Source organism: Brevundimonas sp. TWP1-3, from assembly GCF_049896085.1.
GTDB lineage: Bacteria > Pseudomonadota > Alphaproteobacteria > Caulobacterales > Caulobacteraceae > Brevundimonas.
Map to the genome: position 1 here is coordinate 178,222 of NZ_JAFCTP010000001.1, position 13,832 is coordinate 192,053.

The 13,832-nt window shown below is 66.2% G+C and carries 11 protein-coding genes; 9 read left to right on the forward strand and 2 right to left on the reverse strand.

Annotated features, from left to right (window positions below; all coding sequences use genetic code 11):
- Positions 1 to 65: 65 nt before the first annotated feature.
- A complete protein-coding gene (locus tag ACP693_RS00980; protein WP_426016099.1) occupies positions 66 to 1,463 on the reverse strand; it encodes an ATP-binding protein in 1,398 nt (465 codons plus the stop codon).
- 147 nt (positions 1,464 to 1,610) lie between these two features.
- Between ACP693_RS00980 and ACP693_RS00985 the strand changes: the two genes are divergently transcribed.
- The 8 genes from ACP693_RS00985 (at position 1,611) to ychF (ending at position 10,964) form a co-directional block, all read left to right on the forward strand.
- Positions 1,611 to 3,899, forward strand: coding sequence for an ATP-binding protein (locus tag ACP693_RS00985; protein WP_426016098.1), 2,289 nt, complete (start codon positions 1,611 to 1,613; stop codon positions 3,897 to 3,899).
- 133 nt (positions 3,900 to 4,032) lie between these two features.
- Positions 4,033 to 4,674 carry a 50S ribosomal protein L25/general stress protein Ctc gene (locus ACP693_RS00990; protein WP_426016097.1) on the forward strand — a complete coding sequence of 214 codons (642 nt, stop codon included), beginning with the start codon at positions 4,033 to 4,035 and terminating at the stop codon, positions 4,672 to 4,674.
- Positions 4,675 to 4,761: 87 nt separating this feature from the next.
- The gene (gene pth, locus ACP693_RS00995) at positions 4,762 to 5,382 is read left to right on the forward strand and encodes an aminoacyl-tRNA hydrolase (RefSeq protein WP_426016095.1); all 621 of its coding nucleotides are present in this window, start codon (positions 4,762 to 4,764) and stop codon (positions 5,380 to 5,382) included.
- A 49-nt stretch (positions 5,383 to 5,431) separates the two neighbouring features.
- A complete protein-coding gene (locus tag ACP693_RS01000) occupies positions 5,432 to 5,818 on the forward strand; it encodes a hypothetical protein (RefSeq protein WP_426016093.1) in 387 nt (128 codons plus the stop codon).
- A 67-nt stretch (positions 5,819 to 5,885) separates the two neighbouring features.
- Positions 5,886 to 7,955, forward strand: a complete 2,070-nt coding sequence (locus tag ACP693_RS01005; RefSeq protein ID WP_426016091.1) for a TonB-dependent receptor family protein — start codon at positions 5,886 to 5,888, stop codon at positions 7,953 to 7,955.
- The gene (locus ACP693_RS01010; RefSeq protein WP_426016089.1) at positions 7,945 to 9,288 is read left to right on the forward strand and encodes a PepSY-associated TM helix domain-containing protein; all 1,344 of its coding nucleotides are present in this window, start codon (positions 7,945 to 7,947) and stop codon (positions 9,286 to 9,288) included. Before ACP693_RS01005 ends, ACP693_RS01010 begins: the two co-directional genes overlap by 11 nt.
- A 13-nt stretch (positions 9,289 to 9,301) precedes the next feature.
- Positions 9,302 to 9,799, forward strand: a complete 498-nt coding sequence (locus tag ACP693_RS01015) for a copper chaperone PCu(A)C (RefSeq protein WP_426016087.1) — start codon at positions 9,302 to 9,304, stop codon at positions 9,797 to 9,799.
- Between the two features lie 70 nt (positions 9,800 to 9,869).
- Positions 9,870 to 10,964 carry a redox-regulated ATPase YchF gene (ychF, locus tag ACP693_RS01020; RefSeq protein ID WP_135195140.1) on the forward strand — a complete coding sequence of 365 codons (1,095 nt, stop codon included), beginning with the start codon at positions 9,870 to 9,872 and terminating at the stop codon, positions 10,962 to 10,964.
- On the opposite strand, the gene ACP693_RS01025 is transcribed toward ychF, so the two are convergent.
- The gene (locus ACP693_RS01025) at positions 10,957 to 11,496 is read right to left on the reverse strand and encodes a hypothetical protein (protein WP_426016085.1); all 540 of its coding nucleotides are present in this window, start codon (positions 11,494 to 11,496) and stop codon (positions 10,957 to 10,959) included. The two genes, ychF and ACP693_RS01025, sit on opposite strands and share 8 nt — an antisense overlap.
- 111 nt (positions 11,497 to 11,607) lie before the next feature.
- On the opposite strand from ACP693_RS01025, the gene ACP693_RS01030 reads away from it, so the two are divergent.
- Positions 11,608 to 13,821 carry a TonB-dependent hemoglobin/transferrin/lactoferrin family receptor gene (locus ACP693_RS01030; protein ID WP_426016083.1) on the forward strand — a complete coding sequence of 738 codons (2,214 nt, stop codon included), beginning with the start codon at positions 11,608 to 11,610 and terminating at the stop codon, positions 13,819 to 13,821.
- Positions 13,822 to 13,832 lie beyond the last annotated feature (11 nt).

The following is a 13,832-nucleotide window of genomic DNA, read 5'->3' on the forward strand; positions in this document are numbered from 1 at the left end:
TGCGAATGTTCAGCGGATTACGACGGGTCGATGACAGTTGGGTGACAGCGACGGTCCCTGCGGCTCTAGCGCCGCTCGACCGGCTGGGGGAACCAGGCGGTGAAGGCGGCGCCCATGCCCGGCGCGCTTTCGACGACCAGGCCGCCCTGGTGCCGATTGATGATGTGCTTGACGATGGCGAGCCCCAGGCCGGTCCCCTGCCGCTCACCGCTCTTCTGGCCTTCCACCCGATAAAAGCGCTCGGTCAGGCGTGGCAGGTGTTCGCGCGCCATGCCGGGTCCATGATCCCGCACCGTCACGGCGGCATAGGAAATGCCGGAGGCACGGTCCGGCGTGACCAGCGGCAGCCGGGTCGCGCCGGGCATGCGCGACGCCCAGGCCTCGTCGAAGGACAGGTCCGAACGGACCGAAATCTCGACTGTCCCGCTCCGTGACGAATATTTGACAGCGTTGTCGAGCAGGTTCTGCACGACCTGCAGAATCTCGTCGCGATCCCCGCTGATCGACGCCCTCGCCTCCCCCTGGTCCAGGGCGATGACGATCTCTTTTTCTCGTGTCAGCACGCTGATGGCGTCCACCACGTCGGAAGCGGCGCGGTCCAGATCGACCCGGCCCGAGGGCGGAATATGCTCGTTCAGTTCGATGCGGCTGAGCGACAGCAGGTCCGCGACCAGACGCCCCATCCGATCCGCCTGGGCCGACATGATGTCGAGGAACCGGTCGCGCGCGGCGACGTCGTCTCGGGCATGGCCCTTAAGCGTCTCAATGAAGCCGCTTAGCGAGGCCAGCGGCGTGCGCAGTTCATGGCTGGCGTTGGCCAGGAAATCGACGCGCATCATTTCGGTGCGCCGCGCGTCGGTCTCGTCACGCAGAACCAGCAAGGCCAGTTCCGCCCCCGGCGCCGTGCTTGTCTCGACCGACAGGGGCCGGGTCCAGGCCCGCCACCGCCGATCTCTCTGACCGCCCGTGGCGTAGTCGGTGGTGCGCGCAGTACCGCCGAACAGGGCCTCGTCCACCGCCTCCAGCACGCCGGGCTCACGAATGACCTGAACCAGCAAGGCGCCCTGACGCTGAATCCGCAACAGGTCGCGCGCGGCGCCATTGGCCATGACGATGCGCCGGCCGGCGATATCGTCCGGCTCGCCACCGCTGACGACCAGCACCGGGTCGTCCAGCGCCTCGAACACCCGATCCAGCAGGTCGCCCGTCACCACATCCGTGGAAGACTCCGCCGCGGCGGATTCATTCGCGGTCGGTGCCGTCGCCGCCGTTTCAGACATATTCAGAAGCCAGGCCGAAGCCGCCACGACCACAGCCCCGCCGACCAGCCAGTTCGCCAACTCGGGATGCAGGATCGCCAGGACCAGCAGGATCACGATGGCGATGCCGATGCTGGCGCCCACCGTCCATAGGCGCGAGGTGGAAACCGGCGCGACGGGCGATGGCGAGACTTCGTAAGGCATGGAGTCGGAGCGACCTCGTTCTGGAACGCGTTTTGCGATCCTTGCACGGATTCTGTGACGGCGCTCCGACAGCCTGCTGATTGAGCAAGCTTCGCCGCACGGTTTCTTTAGGATTTTCTGCGAGCGTATTCGCCAAGGAGAAGCCTCGTGGACCGCATCATCTTTTGCATCACGCGCGATCACGACTGGCGGATCACTGTGTTCGCCGCCCTGATCTGCCTGGTCGGTATGGGTGTTTCGACCCATGTCATGCAGCGGATGAGCGCGCGCGACCCTGTTCGACGCCGCCGTGCGGTCCTCATGGCGACGCTGATCGGCGCCCTGTCCATATGGGCCACCCATTTCGTGGCCATGCAGGGATTCGTCGCCGGCGTACCGGTGCGCTACGACCTGTTTCTGACACTGGCTTCCCTGGGCGTCGCCCTCGCCATGATCGGCCTGACGATCGGCTCCACGATGATGGGCAAGGGTCGAATCTGGCGCGTCCTGGCCGCCGTGATCGCCGTCGCGGGCGTCGGCGCCATGCACTATCTCGGCATGGCCGCGATCAGGGCGCCGGCGCATATCGGCTGGGACCCCGGCATGGTGGCGGCCTCCATCATCGGCGCCATGGCCGTCGGATGCACGACCGCCTTCTTCTATCGTCGCGGCGGGATCGTCAGGCTGGTCGTCACGGCTGCCGGCCTCGCAATGGCGGTGATCGTGCTTCATTTCGTCGGCATGGCGGCGATCACCGTCACCCCTAGCCCCAGCGTTTCGACGGATCAGGGCATTTCCACCGAAGCCATGCGCGTGCTGCTGGGCGCCATCCTGCTGCTGATCTGCGGCGTCGCCTCCGCCCTGGGCGTCATGGCCTATATGTCGCGCGCAACGGCGCTGCGCCGCATTCGAGAGGCGGTCGATGCGATGCCTGACGGGTTGGGCTTCTATGATTCGAAGGATCGGCTGGTCCTGTGGAACGCCCGCTATGCCGAGGTGAACCCCGAGCTTGCACCCCATTTGGTCGTCGGCCTTCCCTTCCGTGAGGCCTTGCGGATCGGGATCGACGAAGGCCGCTACGCCGAGGCGCTGGGGCGCGAAGAAGAATGGCTGAACGAGCGTATCGCGGCGCGACGTCAGCTGTCGTCCAACGGCGAACAACAAATCGCCGGCGGTCGCTGGCTGCGCATCCAGGATCGGCGCACCTCGGAAGGCGGCACGGTGACCGTCTGCAACGACATCACCGATCTGAAACGCGACGCCCAGGCCCTAGCCGAGGCGCGCGACGCCGCAGAGGCCGCCAACGTCGCCAAGAGCCAGTTCCTGGCCAATATGAGCCACGAAATTCGCACGCCTCTGAATGGGGTAATCGGCCTGTCGCAGGCCCTGTCCAAGACCGAACTGACGCCGGACCAGCGCGAGATGCTGGATCTGATGCAGGCCTCGGGCAAGACGCTGCAGACCCTGCTCAGCGACATTCTGGACCTGGCGCGTGTCGAATCGGGCAAGCTGGAGTTGACCGAAGACGCCTTCGAACTGGCGACCGTGGTGCGCGAGGCGGCTCAGCTGTATGCCGAGAACGCTCGCGAGAAGCACCTGGACTTCCACATCGACATTGATCTGGAAGACGGCGTTTGGGTGCTGGGGGACGCGGTGCGCCTGAAACAGGTGCTGACCAATCTGATTTCCAATGCGGTGAAGTTCACCAGCCAGGGCTTCGTGGGGCTGATCGTCCAGCGCGGTCTGGATCAGGACAGGCGCCCGATGCTGCGCTTCACCGTCGAGGACAGCGGCATCGGTTTCGACGCCGCGACTCGCAGCAGGTTGTTCAGCCGATTCGAACAGGCTGACGGCGGCATCACGCGCAAGTTCGGGGGCTCCGGCCTGGGTCTGTCCATCTGCCGTCAGTTGGCGGAAATGATGGGCGGCGACCTGGGATGCGAAAGCGAGCCGGGTGGCGGCGCCGCCTTCATCCTGACCTTGCCGTTGAGGCAATGCGAAGCTCCCAAGAGCCGGGAGCCTCTGGCTGCAGAGACCCATACCGACGAGGAGCAGCGCGTCGTGCGGGTGCTGGTGGCGGACGACCACCCGACCAATCGCCGCGTCATCGAACTGATTCTCGCCCAGACCCCCGCCCAGATCGTAATCGCCGAGAACGGCGTCCAGGCGCTGGAGGCCTTCCGGGCCGACACGTTCGACCTTGTTCTGATGGACATGCAGATGCCGGTCATGGACGGGCTGACAGCCACGCAAGAGATTCGCCTGCACGAGGCCACGATGGGGATGGATCGCACGCCCATCGTCATGCTGACCGCCAACGCCATGCCCGAACACGTGGCCGCTGGACGCGCGGCCGGAGCCGACCACCACCTGGCCAAGCCGTTCAACGCCGCCGAACTGCTGGGCATCGTGGATGCGCCCGGCGCCCTGCTGAAGGATCGGGCCCAGGCGGCTTAAGCGGAACCTTTAACGGTTGCGCCCTGGGCTTGATGCGTGTAATAGCCCGCGCTCTTGAATTCGAGGGTTCATCACCCCCGCCGCGAGAGCCCAGGGTTGGCGCGGCGTTTCCGTTGTTGTTGAGGCGAGCCACATGGCCGAGATCATTCTGAACGTGGACGTCCGCGATGGCGTCGGCACCGGCGGCGCTCGCGCCGCGCGTCGCGCCGGTTTCGTGCCGGGCGTCCTGTACGGCGGCGAACAAGCCCCCGTCGCCATCTCCGTGAACGAGAAGGACTTCCGCAAGTCCCTCTACACCGGCAAGCTGCTGGGCCACCTGGTGACCCTGAAGTACGGCGACGAGACCCAGCCGGTCATCGCCAAGGACATCCAATTCGACCCCGTGTCGGACCGTCCCCTGCACTTCGACCTCATGCGCGTCGACGCGAAGGCCCCGCTCAAGATCGAAGTTCCGGTCCACTTCCTGAACGCCGACGAAGCGCCGTTCTCGCGTCAGGGCGGCTCGCTGGAAGTCGTGCGTCACGCTGTTGAAATCCTGGTCCGCGCCGACCAGATCCCGGAAGAGCTGGTGGTCGATCTGGCCAAGGCCGAAATCGGTGACACCATCCGTATCTCGGACATCAAGCTGCCCAAGGGTGCGGAAGCCACCATCACCGACCGTGACTTCGTGATCGCCACGATCAAGATCTCGTCGGCCGCCCTGTCTGAAGCCGCTGACGAAGCCGCCGACGCAGCCGTTGCCGAAACCGCCCCGGTCGAGAAGACCGAAGACTGATCCTTCGGCTCTTCGAGAAGATTGCGCCCCGCCCGGTTCGCCGCGGCGGGGCTTTTCTTTGCCCGACGCACACGGCATGAGAACGCCATGATCATCATCGCTGGGCTCGGCAATCCGGGCGGCAAATACGAGAAGAACCGCCACAACATCGGCTTCATGGCCGCCGACGAGATCGCGCGCCGATGGCACTTCGGTCCCGAGCGGGCCAAGTTCCAGTCGATCGTCAGCGAGGGCCAGGTCGAGACGGCCGATGGGCCGGTCAAGGTCCTGCTGATGAAGCCTCAGACCTATATGAACGAAAGCGGCCGGGCTGTCGGAGAGGCGGCGCGCTTTTACAAGATCAAGCCGTCCGAAATCATCGTTTTCCACGACGAGATCGATCTAGCGCCCGGCCGTTTCCGCATGAAGACTGGCGGCGGCGCAGCGGGCCAGAATGGCGTCCGCTCGCTGATCAGCCACCTGGGCGCCGACTTCCGCCGCGCCCGTATGGGCATCGGCCATCCAGGCGAGAAGGAATTGGTCATGCCCCACGTACTGGGCGACTTCCATAAGGCCGAACAGCCGTGGCTGGACGCCATGCTCCAGGCCTGCGCCGACGCCCTGCCCTTCGCCGCCACCGGCGATGACGAACGCTATCAGGGCGAGGTCATGCGCCTGGCCCCCGCGCCCAAGTTCAGCCCACGTCAGGCGGCACGCGGCGAGCTTTAGGACAAACCGCCGCCTATACCGTCGTCCCAAAACGCCGTAGAGGCGAGGCGTGATCCGTTGCCAGGCCGATAATTGGTCCACCTCGAAATCGCTCGCCTTCCTGGCGGCGGTCTTCGCGCTCGTGCTTGGAAGCCTGCTGCCCTTCGCTGCCCTGGCGGCGGTTCAACCGGGCCAGCCTCTGGTCATCTGTTCCGCCGAAGGGCCGCAGACGATCCAGTCCGGCGGGATGGACGGCCCGGTCAACAAGCATGTCGGGGCCAAGTGCGCGGCCTGCGTCATGCCTCTGGCCGCCGCCCTGCCCTGCCCGCCCGCGCCGCAACCTGCCCCGGTCGTTCGTATCGCCGAACGCGTCGTCTATGTCGTCGCCAGCGTCAGCCCGCCCCCACCAGCGCGTGCCCCGCCGCGCCCGCCGTCCACCGCACCACCCAAAACCTGAACCAGACCTCAAGCCCGCGCCGGCCTTCACGCCCGCGCGTCTTTATTGTTCTGATTTCAGGATCATCATGTCTTTCAAGACCACCGCAGCGCCGTGCGCGCTGCTGCTTACCGCCTTGGCGAGCGCTGGATGGGCCAGTCCCGCCTTCGCCCAGCAGACCTCCGAGCCCACCGTGCTCGATAGTGTCATCGTCACCGGCCGTCGCAACGCCGAAGACCCCGCCGTTGTCGCAGACGCCCGCGCCCTGCTGTCGCGCACCCCCGGCGCCGTGGCCGTAGTGGCGTCGGAGACCTATCAGGACCGCTATGCGCTCAGCTTCGCCGACACTTTGCGCGGCGTGCCCGGCGTCTTCGCCCAGCGCCGTTGGGGCGAAGAAGTGCGGCTTTCGATTCGGGGCTCGGGCATCGGCAACGGCGCCCATCTGCGTGGCGTCCTGCTGGCTCAGGACGGCGTCCCCTTCAACGCGCCCGACGGATTCGGTGAGTTTCAGGAGATCGATCCCCTGATCGCGCGCCATATTGATGTTTACAAGGGCGGGAACGCCCTTCGTTTTGGCGGCGCAGCCTTGGGCGGCGCGATCAATGTGGTGACACCCACCGGTCGGACAGCCGCCAGTCGGAACCTGATCCGTATCGAAGGCGGATCGTTCGATACGCAACGCGGCCACGTCGCCATCGCCCGCGATCTGGGCGATTGGGACGTCTACGCCGCCGCCACTGTCGCCCGTTCCGATGGCTTCCGGGACAATCAAAGCTCGGACTCCAAACGCCTGACCCTGAACCTGGGTCGTACGTTCGGCACGGACCGCGAGCTGCGCCTAATCGTGCAGGGCAATGATCTGGACCAGTCGGTGTCATCCGCCGTGACGCGACAACAGGCCCTGACCAACCCGCGAGACGTGCCCGCCAGCAATCGCACCTTGGCCTTTGCCAGAGACGTGAAGTCCCTGCGCACCACCGTTTTGGGTCGCTGGAGGATCGACGACAGCCTGATGTTGGAGGGCGCGGCCTATGTCGTGGACAAGGATTTGTATCACCCGATCTCCATCGTCATCGACCAGAACAGCCTGCAATGGGGCGGCTATGGCCGCGTGGACTGGAACGGGCAGGTGATGGGGCTGCGCGCCGACGCCTATGCCGGCTTCAGCTATCGCGGCGGCGCGACCGACGCCTTCACCTTCGTGGCGGCGGGCGGCGCGCGACCCGGCGCCAGGATCGGCGATTCGGTTCAGGACGCCATCGGCCTGGATGTCTTCGCAGAGGGGCGCCTGTTCGTGACCGATCGACTGGCTCTAGTCGCGGGCGGAAGCTATGGCCGCGCAGAGCGGGATTTCACCAACAATCTGGCCCCGAGCAACAATGCGGACGTGACCTTCGACTGGTTCTCGCCGCGCATCGGTCTGCTTTGGGAAGACGAGACGGGCACGCAGGTCTATGCCAACCTGACGCGTTCGGTGGAGGCGCCCGGCTATAATGCGCTGGTCCAAGGCGCGATACCGCGCTTCGTCGATGTCGATATTCAGGATGCCTGGACCGCCGAAATCGGCGCCCGAGGACGTCGCGGTCCCTTCACCTTCGACCTGTCGGCCTATCGCGCCGAGATCACCGGCGAACTGTTGAACTTCATCGTCACCCCGGACATTCCCGCCTCCACATTCAATGCGGGCGACACGGTTCACCAGGGAATCGAAGCCGGATTGGACTGGCGGATCATGGCCGGCCCCCACGGCCGGTTGACGCTGCGACAGACCTACGCCTGGTCCGACTTCGTCTTCGCCGGTGATCGGACTTACGGCGACAATCGCCTGCCGGTCGTGCCCGAACATCTGTACCGGGCCGAGCTGAAATACGTCCATCCTACCGGTTGGTTCGTCGCGCCCAGCCTGGAGTGGTCGCCGTCGGATGTCCTCGTGGACTATGCCAACACCCTGACGGCCCCGGACTACGCCATCCTGTCGTTGAATGCGGGCTGGGGGTTCGACAATGGCGTATCCCTGTTCCTGGATGCACGAAACCTGACAGGCGAAAACTACATCTCCTCCGTCAACGCCGTGACGGATGCGCGGGTCGCCCCGACGGCTGTGTTCGTGCCCGGCGAGGGACGCTCGGCCTATGTGGGAGTTCGCTATGCGTTCTGAGCCAACGGCCGACCTGTCCGGTCCCTACCGCGCCGTGTGGCGGTGGCATTTCTATGCGGGCGTGTTCGTCATGCCGGTGCTGATGCTGCTGGCGCTGACCGGCGGCCTCTATCTGTTCAAGGACGAGATCGACGGGTTTCTGTATCGCGACATGATCCGTGTGCCGGCCGTGCAGACCCAGGCCGCGCCCGAAACCTGGCTGGCCAACGCGTCCACAGCCGCCGGAGGTGGACGGGTCGCCAATCTGGTCCTGCCCGCCGGCGCCGATCAGGCCGTCAGGCTTCGCGTGGATCGACCGGACGGGGTGCAGAAAACCGTCTTCGTCGATCCGCACACCGGTCGCGCCACCGGCGTCATTCCGGCTGGCGGGTTCATGGAACTGATCAAGAAGACCCACAGCCTGACGCTGTTGGGTCGGCCGTTCAACATCCTGGTCGAGATCGTGGCCGGCTGGACCATCATCCTGTTCGCCACGGGTCTCTATCTGTGGTGGCCGCGCGGGCGAGCCGTCGCGACCTTTAGACCGCAGACGACCGACACCGGGCGTCGGCCGTTCTGGCGCGATCTGCATGCGCTGACCGGAGTCTATGTCGGGGGTGTCGTCCTGTTCCTGGCGGTCACGGGCATGCCCTGGTCGGCGGTCTGGGGCGACCGGGTCATGGGCCTGATCAAGGAGACGGGGTTGGGGCGACCGCCCGCCCCCGTCGCCGGCGCCTGGCAACGCGCCCAGCACCATGACGCACCGGTCGGCGCCGGCTGGACCATGGAGGGCATGGTGATGACACACGACCACGCCGGTCACGGCGGTCTGGCGCAGGTGCTGCACGTCGCGGATCAGGCCGGTCTGGCACGCCCCTATGCCGTGAACATACCGGCGGCCGAGGGCACGGCCTATACGCTGACGACCCAGGCCCGCCGCGTTCAGGACAGCCGCTCGCTCTATATCGACGCCACGTCCGGGCGGCTGCTGGGCGACATCGGCTACGATCAGTTCGGCGCGGGCGCGAAAGCCATCGAACTGGGCATCTACACCCACCAGGGTACGCAGTTCGGACAGGCCAACCGCATCGTCATGCTGCTGGGCTGTATCGGCGTCTGGCTGCTGGCGATCAGCGGCCTGGTCATGTGGTGGAAGCGCCGTCCGCCGAACCTGTCGCGCCGCCGCCTGGGCGCGCCGCCCGCCCCGCCAGGACCGCGCGTTCGCGCCGCTGTCCTGGGCATCGTCCTTCCCCTCGCCATCCTCTATCCTCTGACGGGACTGAGCCTGGTCGCGGCCGTGTTGCTCGATCGAGCCGTACGCCCGATGATCCGGCGCCGTTCCGCCGCCTTGTGAAAGACCCGACGTCATGAAAATCAAGCTCGCTCTCGCCGCCGTCGCCCTGTCTCTGGCGGCCTGCAATCCATCCGAGCCGGCCAAGGCCCCGGCGGCCGAGACATCTGGCCCAACGACGGCCGCCGCCGTGACCGCAACCGATGCCTGGTGCCGCCCCTCTCCGAACGGGGCCAAGACCGGGGGCTGCTACGTCACCCTGACCGCAGCGACGGACGATCGGCTGACCGGCGGATCCACCCCTCGCGCCGGATCGCTTCAGGTGCATGAGATGAAGACCGAGAACGGCATGATGAAGATGGCCGAACTGACGGCGGGTCTGCCTTTGCCCGCCGGTCAGGCCGTGGCCTTGGCGCCCGGCGGAAACCACCTGATGCTGATCGACTTGACCGCTCCGCTGGTCGCAGGCGAAACCGTGCCTCTGACCTTCCAGTTCGCCTCGGCGCCGGCGATCACGGTGCAGGCGGCGGTGCGTCAGCCGGCCATGGCGGGCATGGGTCACGGCGCACATTGACCCCAGTTGAAGCGCGAGCCTGACAAACGGGTCGGAACCCGCTAAAGGCTCGCGCCTCACGAGGAATACCATGGCTCTTAAAGTCGCGATCGTCGGCCTGCCCAACGTCGGCAAGTCCACCCTGTTCAACGCCCTGACCAAGACGGCGGCGGCCCAGGCGGCCAACTACCCGTTCTGCACCATCGAGCCGAACACCGGCGACGTGGCGGTGCCGGAGCCGCGTCTGGAAGCCTTGGCCGAGATCGCCGGGTCCAAGGAGATCATCCCTTCGCGCATCACCTTCGTGGACATCGCCGGCCTGGTGCGCGGCGCGTCAAAGGGCGAGGGCCTGGGCAACCAGTTCCTGGCCAATATCCGCGACTGCGACGCCGTGGCCTTCGTGGCCCGCTGCTTCGTCGATGACGACATCACCCACGTCGAGGACCGCATCGATCCGATCGCCGATCTGGAGATCATCGAGACCGAGCTGATGCTGGCCGACATGGAGAGCCTGGAGCGCCGTCGGCCCCAGCTCGAAAAACGCGCCAAGGGCGGCGACAAGGAATCCGGCCTGACGCTGAAGCTGGTCGATCTGGCCCTGGCCCAGTTGAACGCCGGCAAGCCCGCCCGCACCGCCGAGGTGTCCAAGGAGGACGCCAAGGCCTGGCACATGCTGCAACTGCTGACTGCCCTGCCCGCCCTCTACGTCTCCAACGTCGAGGAAGGTTCGGCCGACAAGGGCAACGACCTGTCCGACAAGGTCGCGGCCCGCGCCGCCCAGGACAACGCCAACTCTGTCGTCATCTCGGCCCAGATCGAATCCGAGATCGCCGTGCTGGACGACGAGGAGCAGAAGGAGTTCCTGGAGACCCTGGGCCTCGAAGAACCCGGCCTGAACCGCCTGATCCGCGAGGCCTACAAGCTGCTGGGTCTGCAGACCTATTTCACGGTCGGCCCGAAGGAAGCCCGCGCCTGGACCATCCCCGTCGGCGCCACCGGCCCTCAGGCGGCCGGCGTGATCCACACCGACTTCGAAAAGGGCTTCATCCGCGCTGAAACCATCGCCTATGACGACTTCGTCGCCCTGCGCGGCGAAGCCAAGGCCCGCGAGGCCGGCAAGCTGCGCGCCGAAGGCAAGACCTATGTCGTCAAGGACGGCGACGTGATGAACTTCCTGTTCAACTAGGCGGCGCTGCGGGCGGGGTCTCAGCCCCGTCCTTCTTCATCATCTTTTCCAACGGATTGGCGGGATCGGGCGCACGCGGCGAACCGGGGCAGCGCGCCAGCTTCACCGTCGTCATGTCCCGGTCGATGTAGGTCAGGTTCATCACGTCGCCGGTCGTGCTCATATGCACCCGCTCGGTCTTGGCCTGGCCCTGGGTCGCGCAGCGCAAGGCCGCGACATAGCCCGAGCCCGTCTCGTCGATGCTGGCGATGTCGCAGTTGTGCCCATAGGCGTCGAACCGCAGCGGCGTCAGGGTGATCGGGCTGCGCTCGCCCTGAGGCCGGGCGCACCATTGCGGATTGGCCGCCCACACCCCCACGAAACTGCGCGGACCGCGCGCCGCCAGAGAGGACGGCCCCTTCGCCTCCACCTGCTGCATGGCCTCAGGCGTTCTCAGCGGCGCGGCCGGCTCGTTGGGCGGATTGACCTGCTGATCGCCGCAGGCGGCCAGGGCGGCGATGGCGGCCGCCATCGGGAACAGGGCTGTTTTCATCACGCCACAACGTCACGGCCAAGGTTCGGGTTCAAAACTGCACAGTCATTGCGGTTGATTCTGATAATCGTTCGCACTAATACGCCTGCCTGTCATCAAGCGGGGCCATTCATGCGTAACCTTCTCCTTCTCACCACCGCCGCAGCGGCCGTCGGTTCGGCCCTGATCGTCCAGCCTGCGCACGCCGAAGCTCCGGCAGCAGAAACCCCAGTGGCCGAAGTTGATCCCGTCGTGGTCATCGGCACCCGCTCGCAACGGCTGGCCTCCAATACGCCGGCGACGGTCAGCGTCATCGACGCCGCCCAGATCGAGAAGATGCTGGCGACCGACATCAAGGATCTGATCCGGTTCGAGCCGGGCGTCAGCGTTCCCACCTCCCCTGCCCGGTTCAGCCTGGCCCTGTCCGGCGCAGGCCGCGACGCCAACTCCGGCTTCACCATTCGTGGCATGGGCGGCGACCGGGTGCTGATCATCAATGACGGCGTGCGCCTGCCCGCCGGCTTCTCCTTCGGGGCCCAGGCTGTGGGCCGTGGCGGTTACAACGACCTGGACCTGATCAAGTCGGTCGAGATCCTGCGCGGCCCGGCCTCTGCCCTGTATGGCTCGGACGGCATCGCCGGCGCCGTGGCCTTCACGACCAAGGATCCGTCCGACTTCCTGACCGGCGACCAGACGTTCGGCGCACGCGGGCGCGTGGCCTACAACTCCGCCGACGAAGGCTGGACCGAGGGCGTGGCCTTCGCCGGTCGGTCGGGATCGCTGTCGGGCCTGTTGGCCTATACGCGTCGCGATGCGCAGGAGACCGAGAACAAGGGCTCGGTCGGCGGTGTCGGCCCCACCCGCACCGAACCGAACCCCCAGGACTTCAGCTCCAACGCCATACTGGGCAAGCTGGTGTGGGAGGTGAACCCGAACCACACGCTGCGCCTGACCTATGACCATCTGGATTCGGAGATGGACGGCGATGCGTTGAGCAGCCGCTCGGCGACCGTTCTGGCCGTCACCGCCAATGACGAAACCCAGCGCGACCGCGTCAGCGCGGACTGGCGTTTCCAGGACTTCGCCGGCCTCAGCGACGGCTCGGTGTCGTTCTATTGGCAGGACGCCACCACGCGTCAGTATACGTTCGAGGACCGCACCCCTGCGGTGGATCGCGTCCGCGACACCACCTTCGACAACACGGTCTATGGCTTCGCCGCCCAGGGCGCCCGCGTCTTCGGCGAGGGCAGCGCCATTCAGCACCGCGTCATCGTCGGCGGCGACTGGTCGATGACCACACAGGAAGGCATCCGCGACGGCGTGACCCCGCCGGTAGGCGAGACCTTCCCCATCCGCGCCTTCCCCAAGACCGAGTTCCAGCTCGCCGGCCTGTTCGTGCAGGACGAGATCGAGCTGCTGGACGGCGCGCTCAGCATCATCCCGGCCGTGCGCTATGACTGGTATGACCTGTCGCCCAAGATCGACGCCCAGTTCCCGGCGGCGGCTTCGGGCCAGAGCGACGATCACATCTCGCCCAAGCTGGGCGTGGTCTATTGGACCGGGGCGCACCTGGGCGTCTTCGCCAACTACAGCCTGGGCTTCCGCGCGCCGTCGCCGATGCAGGTGAACAACTTCTTCGAAAACCCGGTCTTCGGCTATCGCTCGATCCCGAACCCAAACCTGTCGCCCGAGACCAGCGAGAGCTTCGAGGCCGGCTTCCGTCTGCGCGACATCGATGTGGAGGGCGGCAAGATGCGCCTGAACACTACCGCCTTCGCCACCCACTATGACAACTTCATCGACCAGGTGGCGGTCAGCGGCACAGGCGTCCCTGGCGTCGATCCGCTGGTCTATCAGTACGTCAACCTGACCGAGGTGGACATCCGGGGGCTGGAAGCGCGCGCCGACATCTCTTGGGACAACGGCTTCAGTCTGATCGGGTCGGCCGCCTATGCCGAGGGAGAACAGACGACCGACGGACGTCGCTCCGAGCTGGGCAGCATCGATCCGGTCAAGGTGGTCGCCGGCCTGAACTATGCCGCTCAATCCGGCGTCTGGGGCGGTTCGGCGACAGTGACGTGGTCGGGCAAGAAGGACGCGGCGACCTATGGCGGTCTGTCGTGTGGCTCGGCCTGCTATCTGGGCGACAGCTTCACCCTGCTCGACATGACCGCCTATTGGAACGTGACGGAGCGGGCCACGCTGCGGGCCGGCGCGTTCAACGTCCTGGACGAGACCTATGGCTGGTGGAGCGACGTGCGCGGCCTGTCCGCCGCCTCGACTATCAAGGACGCCTACACCCAGCCGGGCCGCAACTTCGGCGTCTCACTGACCCTACGTCTGTAAGCGACCATGAA

Excerpts from the sequence above, each read along its gene's own strand:
- ychF (WP_135195140.1), top strand. The coding sequence starts at position 9,870 with ATGGCTCTTAAAGTCGCGATCGTCGGCCTGCCCAACGTCGGCAAGTCC.
- ACP693_RS00980 (WP_426016099.1), bottom strand. The coding sequence starts at position 1,463 with ATGCCTTACGAAGTCTCGCCATCGCCCGTCGCGCCGGTTTCCACCTCG.
- pth (WP_426016095.1), top strand. The coding sequence starts at position 4,762 with ATGATCATCATCGCTGGGCTCGGCAATCCGGGCGGCAAATACGAGAAG.
- ACP693_RS01025 (WP_426016085.1), bottom strand. The coding sequence starts at position 11,496 with ATGAAAACAGCCCTGTTCCCGATGGCGGCCGCCATCGCCGCCCTGGCC.
- ACP693_RS01030 (WP_426016083.1), top strand. The coding sequence starts at position 11,608 with ATGCGTAACCTTCTCCTTCTCACCACCGCCGCAGCGGCCGTCGGTTCG.
- ACP693_RS01015 (WP_426016087.1), top strand. The coding sequence starts at position 9,302 with ATGAAAATCAAGCTCGCTCTCGCCGCCGTCGCCCTGTCTCTGGCGGCC.
- ACP693_RS01005 (WP_426016091.1), top strand. The coding sequence starts at position 5,886 with ATGTCTTTCAAGACCACCGCAGCGCCGTGCGCGCTGCTGCTTACCGCC.
- ACP693_RS00990 (WP_426016097.1), top strand. The coding sequence starts at position 4,033 with ATGGCCGAGATCATTCTGAACGTGGACGTCCGCGATGGCGTCGGCACC.
- ACP693_RS01010 (WP_426016089.1), top strand. The coding sequence starts at position 7,945 with ATGCGTTCTGAGCCAACGGCCGACCTGTCCGGTCCCTACCGCGCCGTG.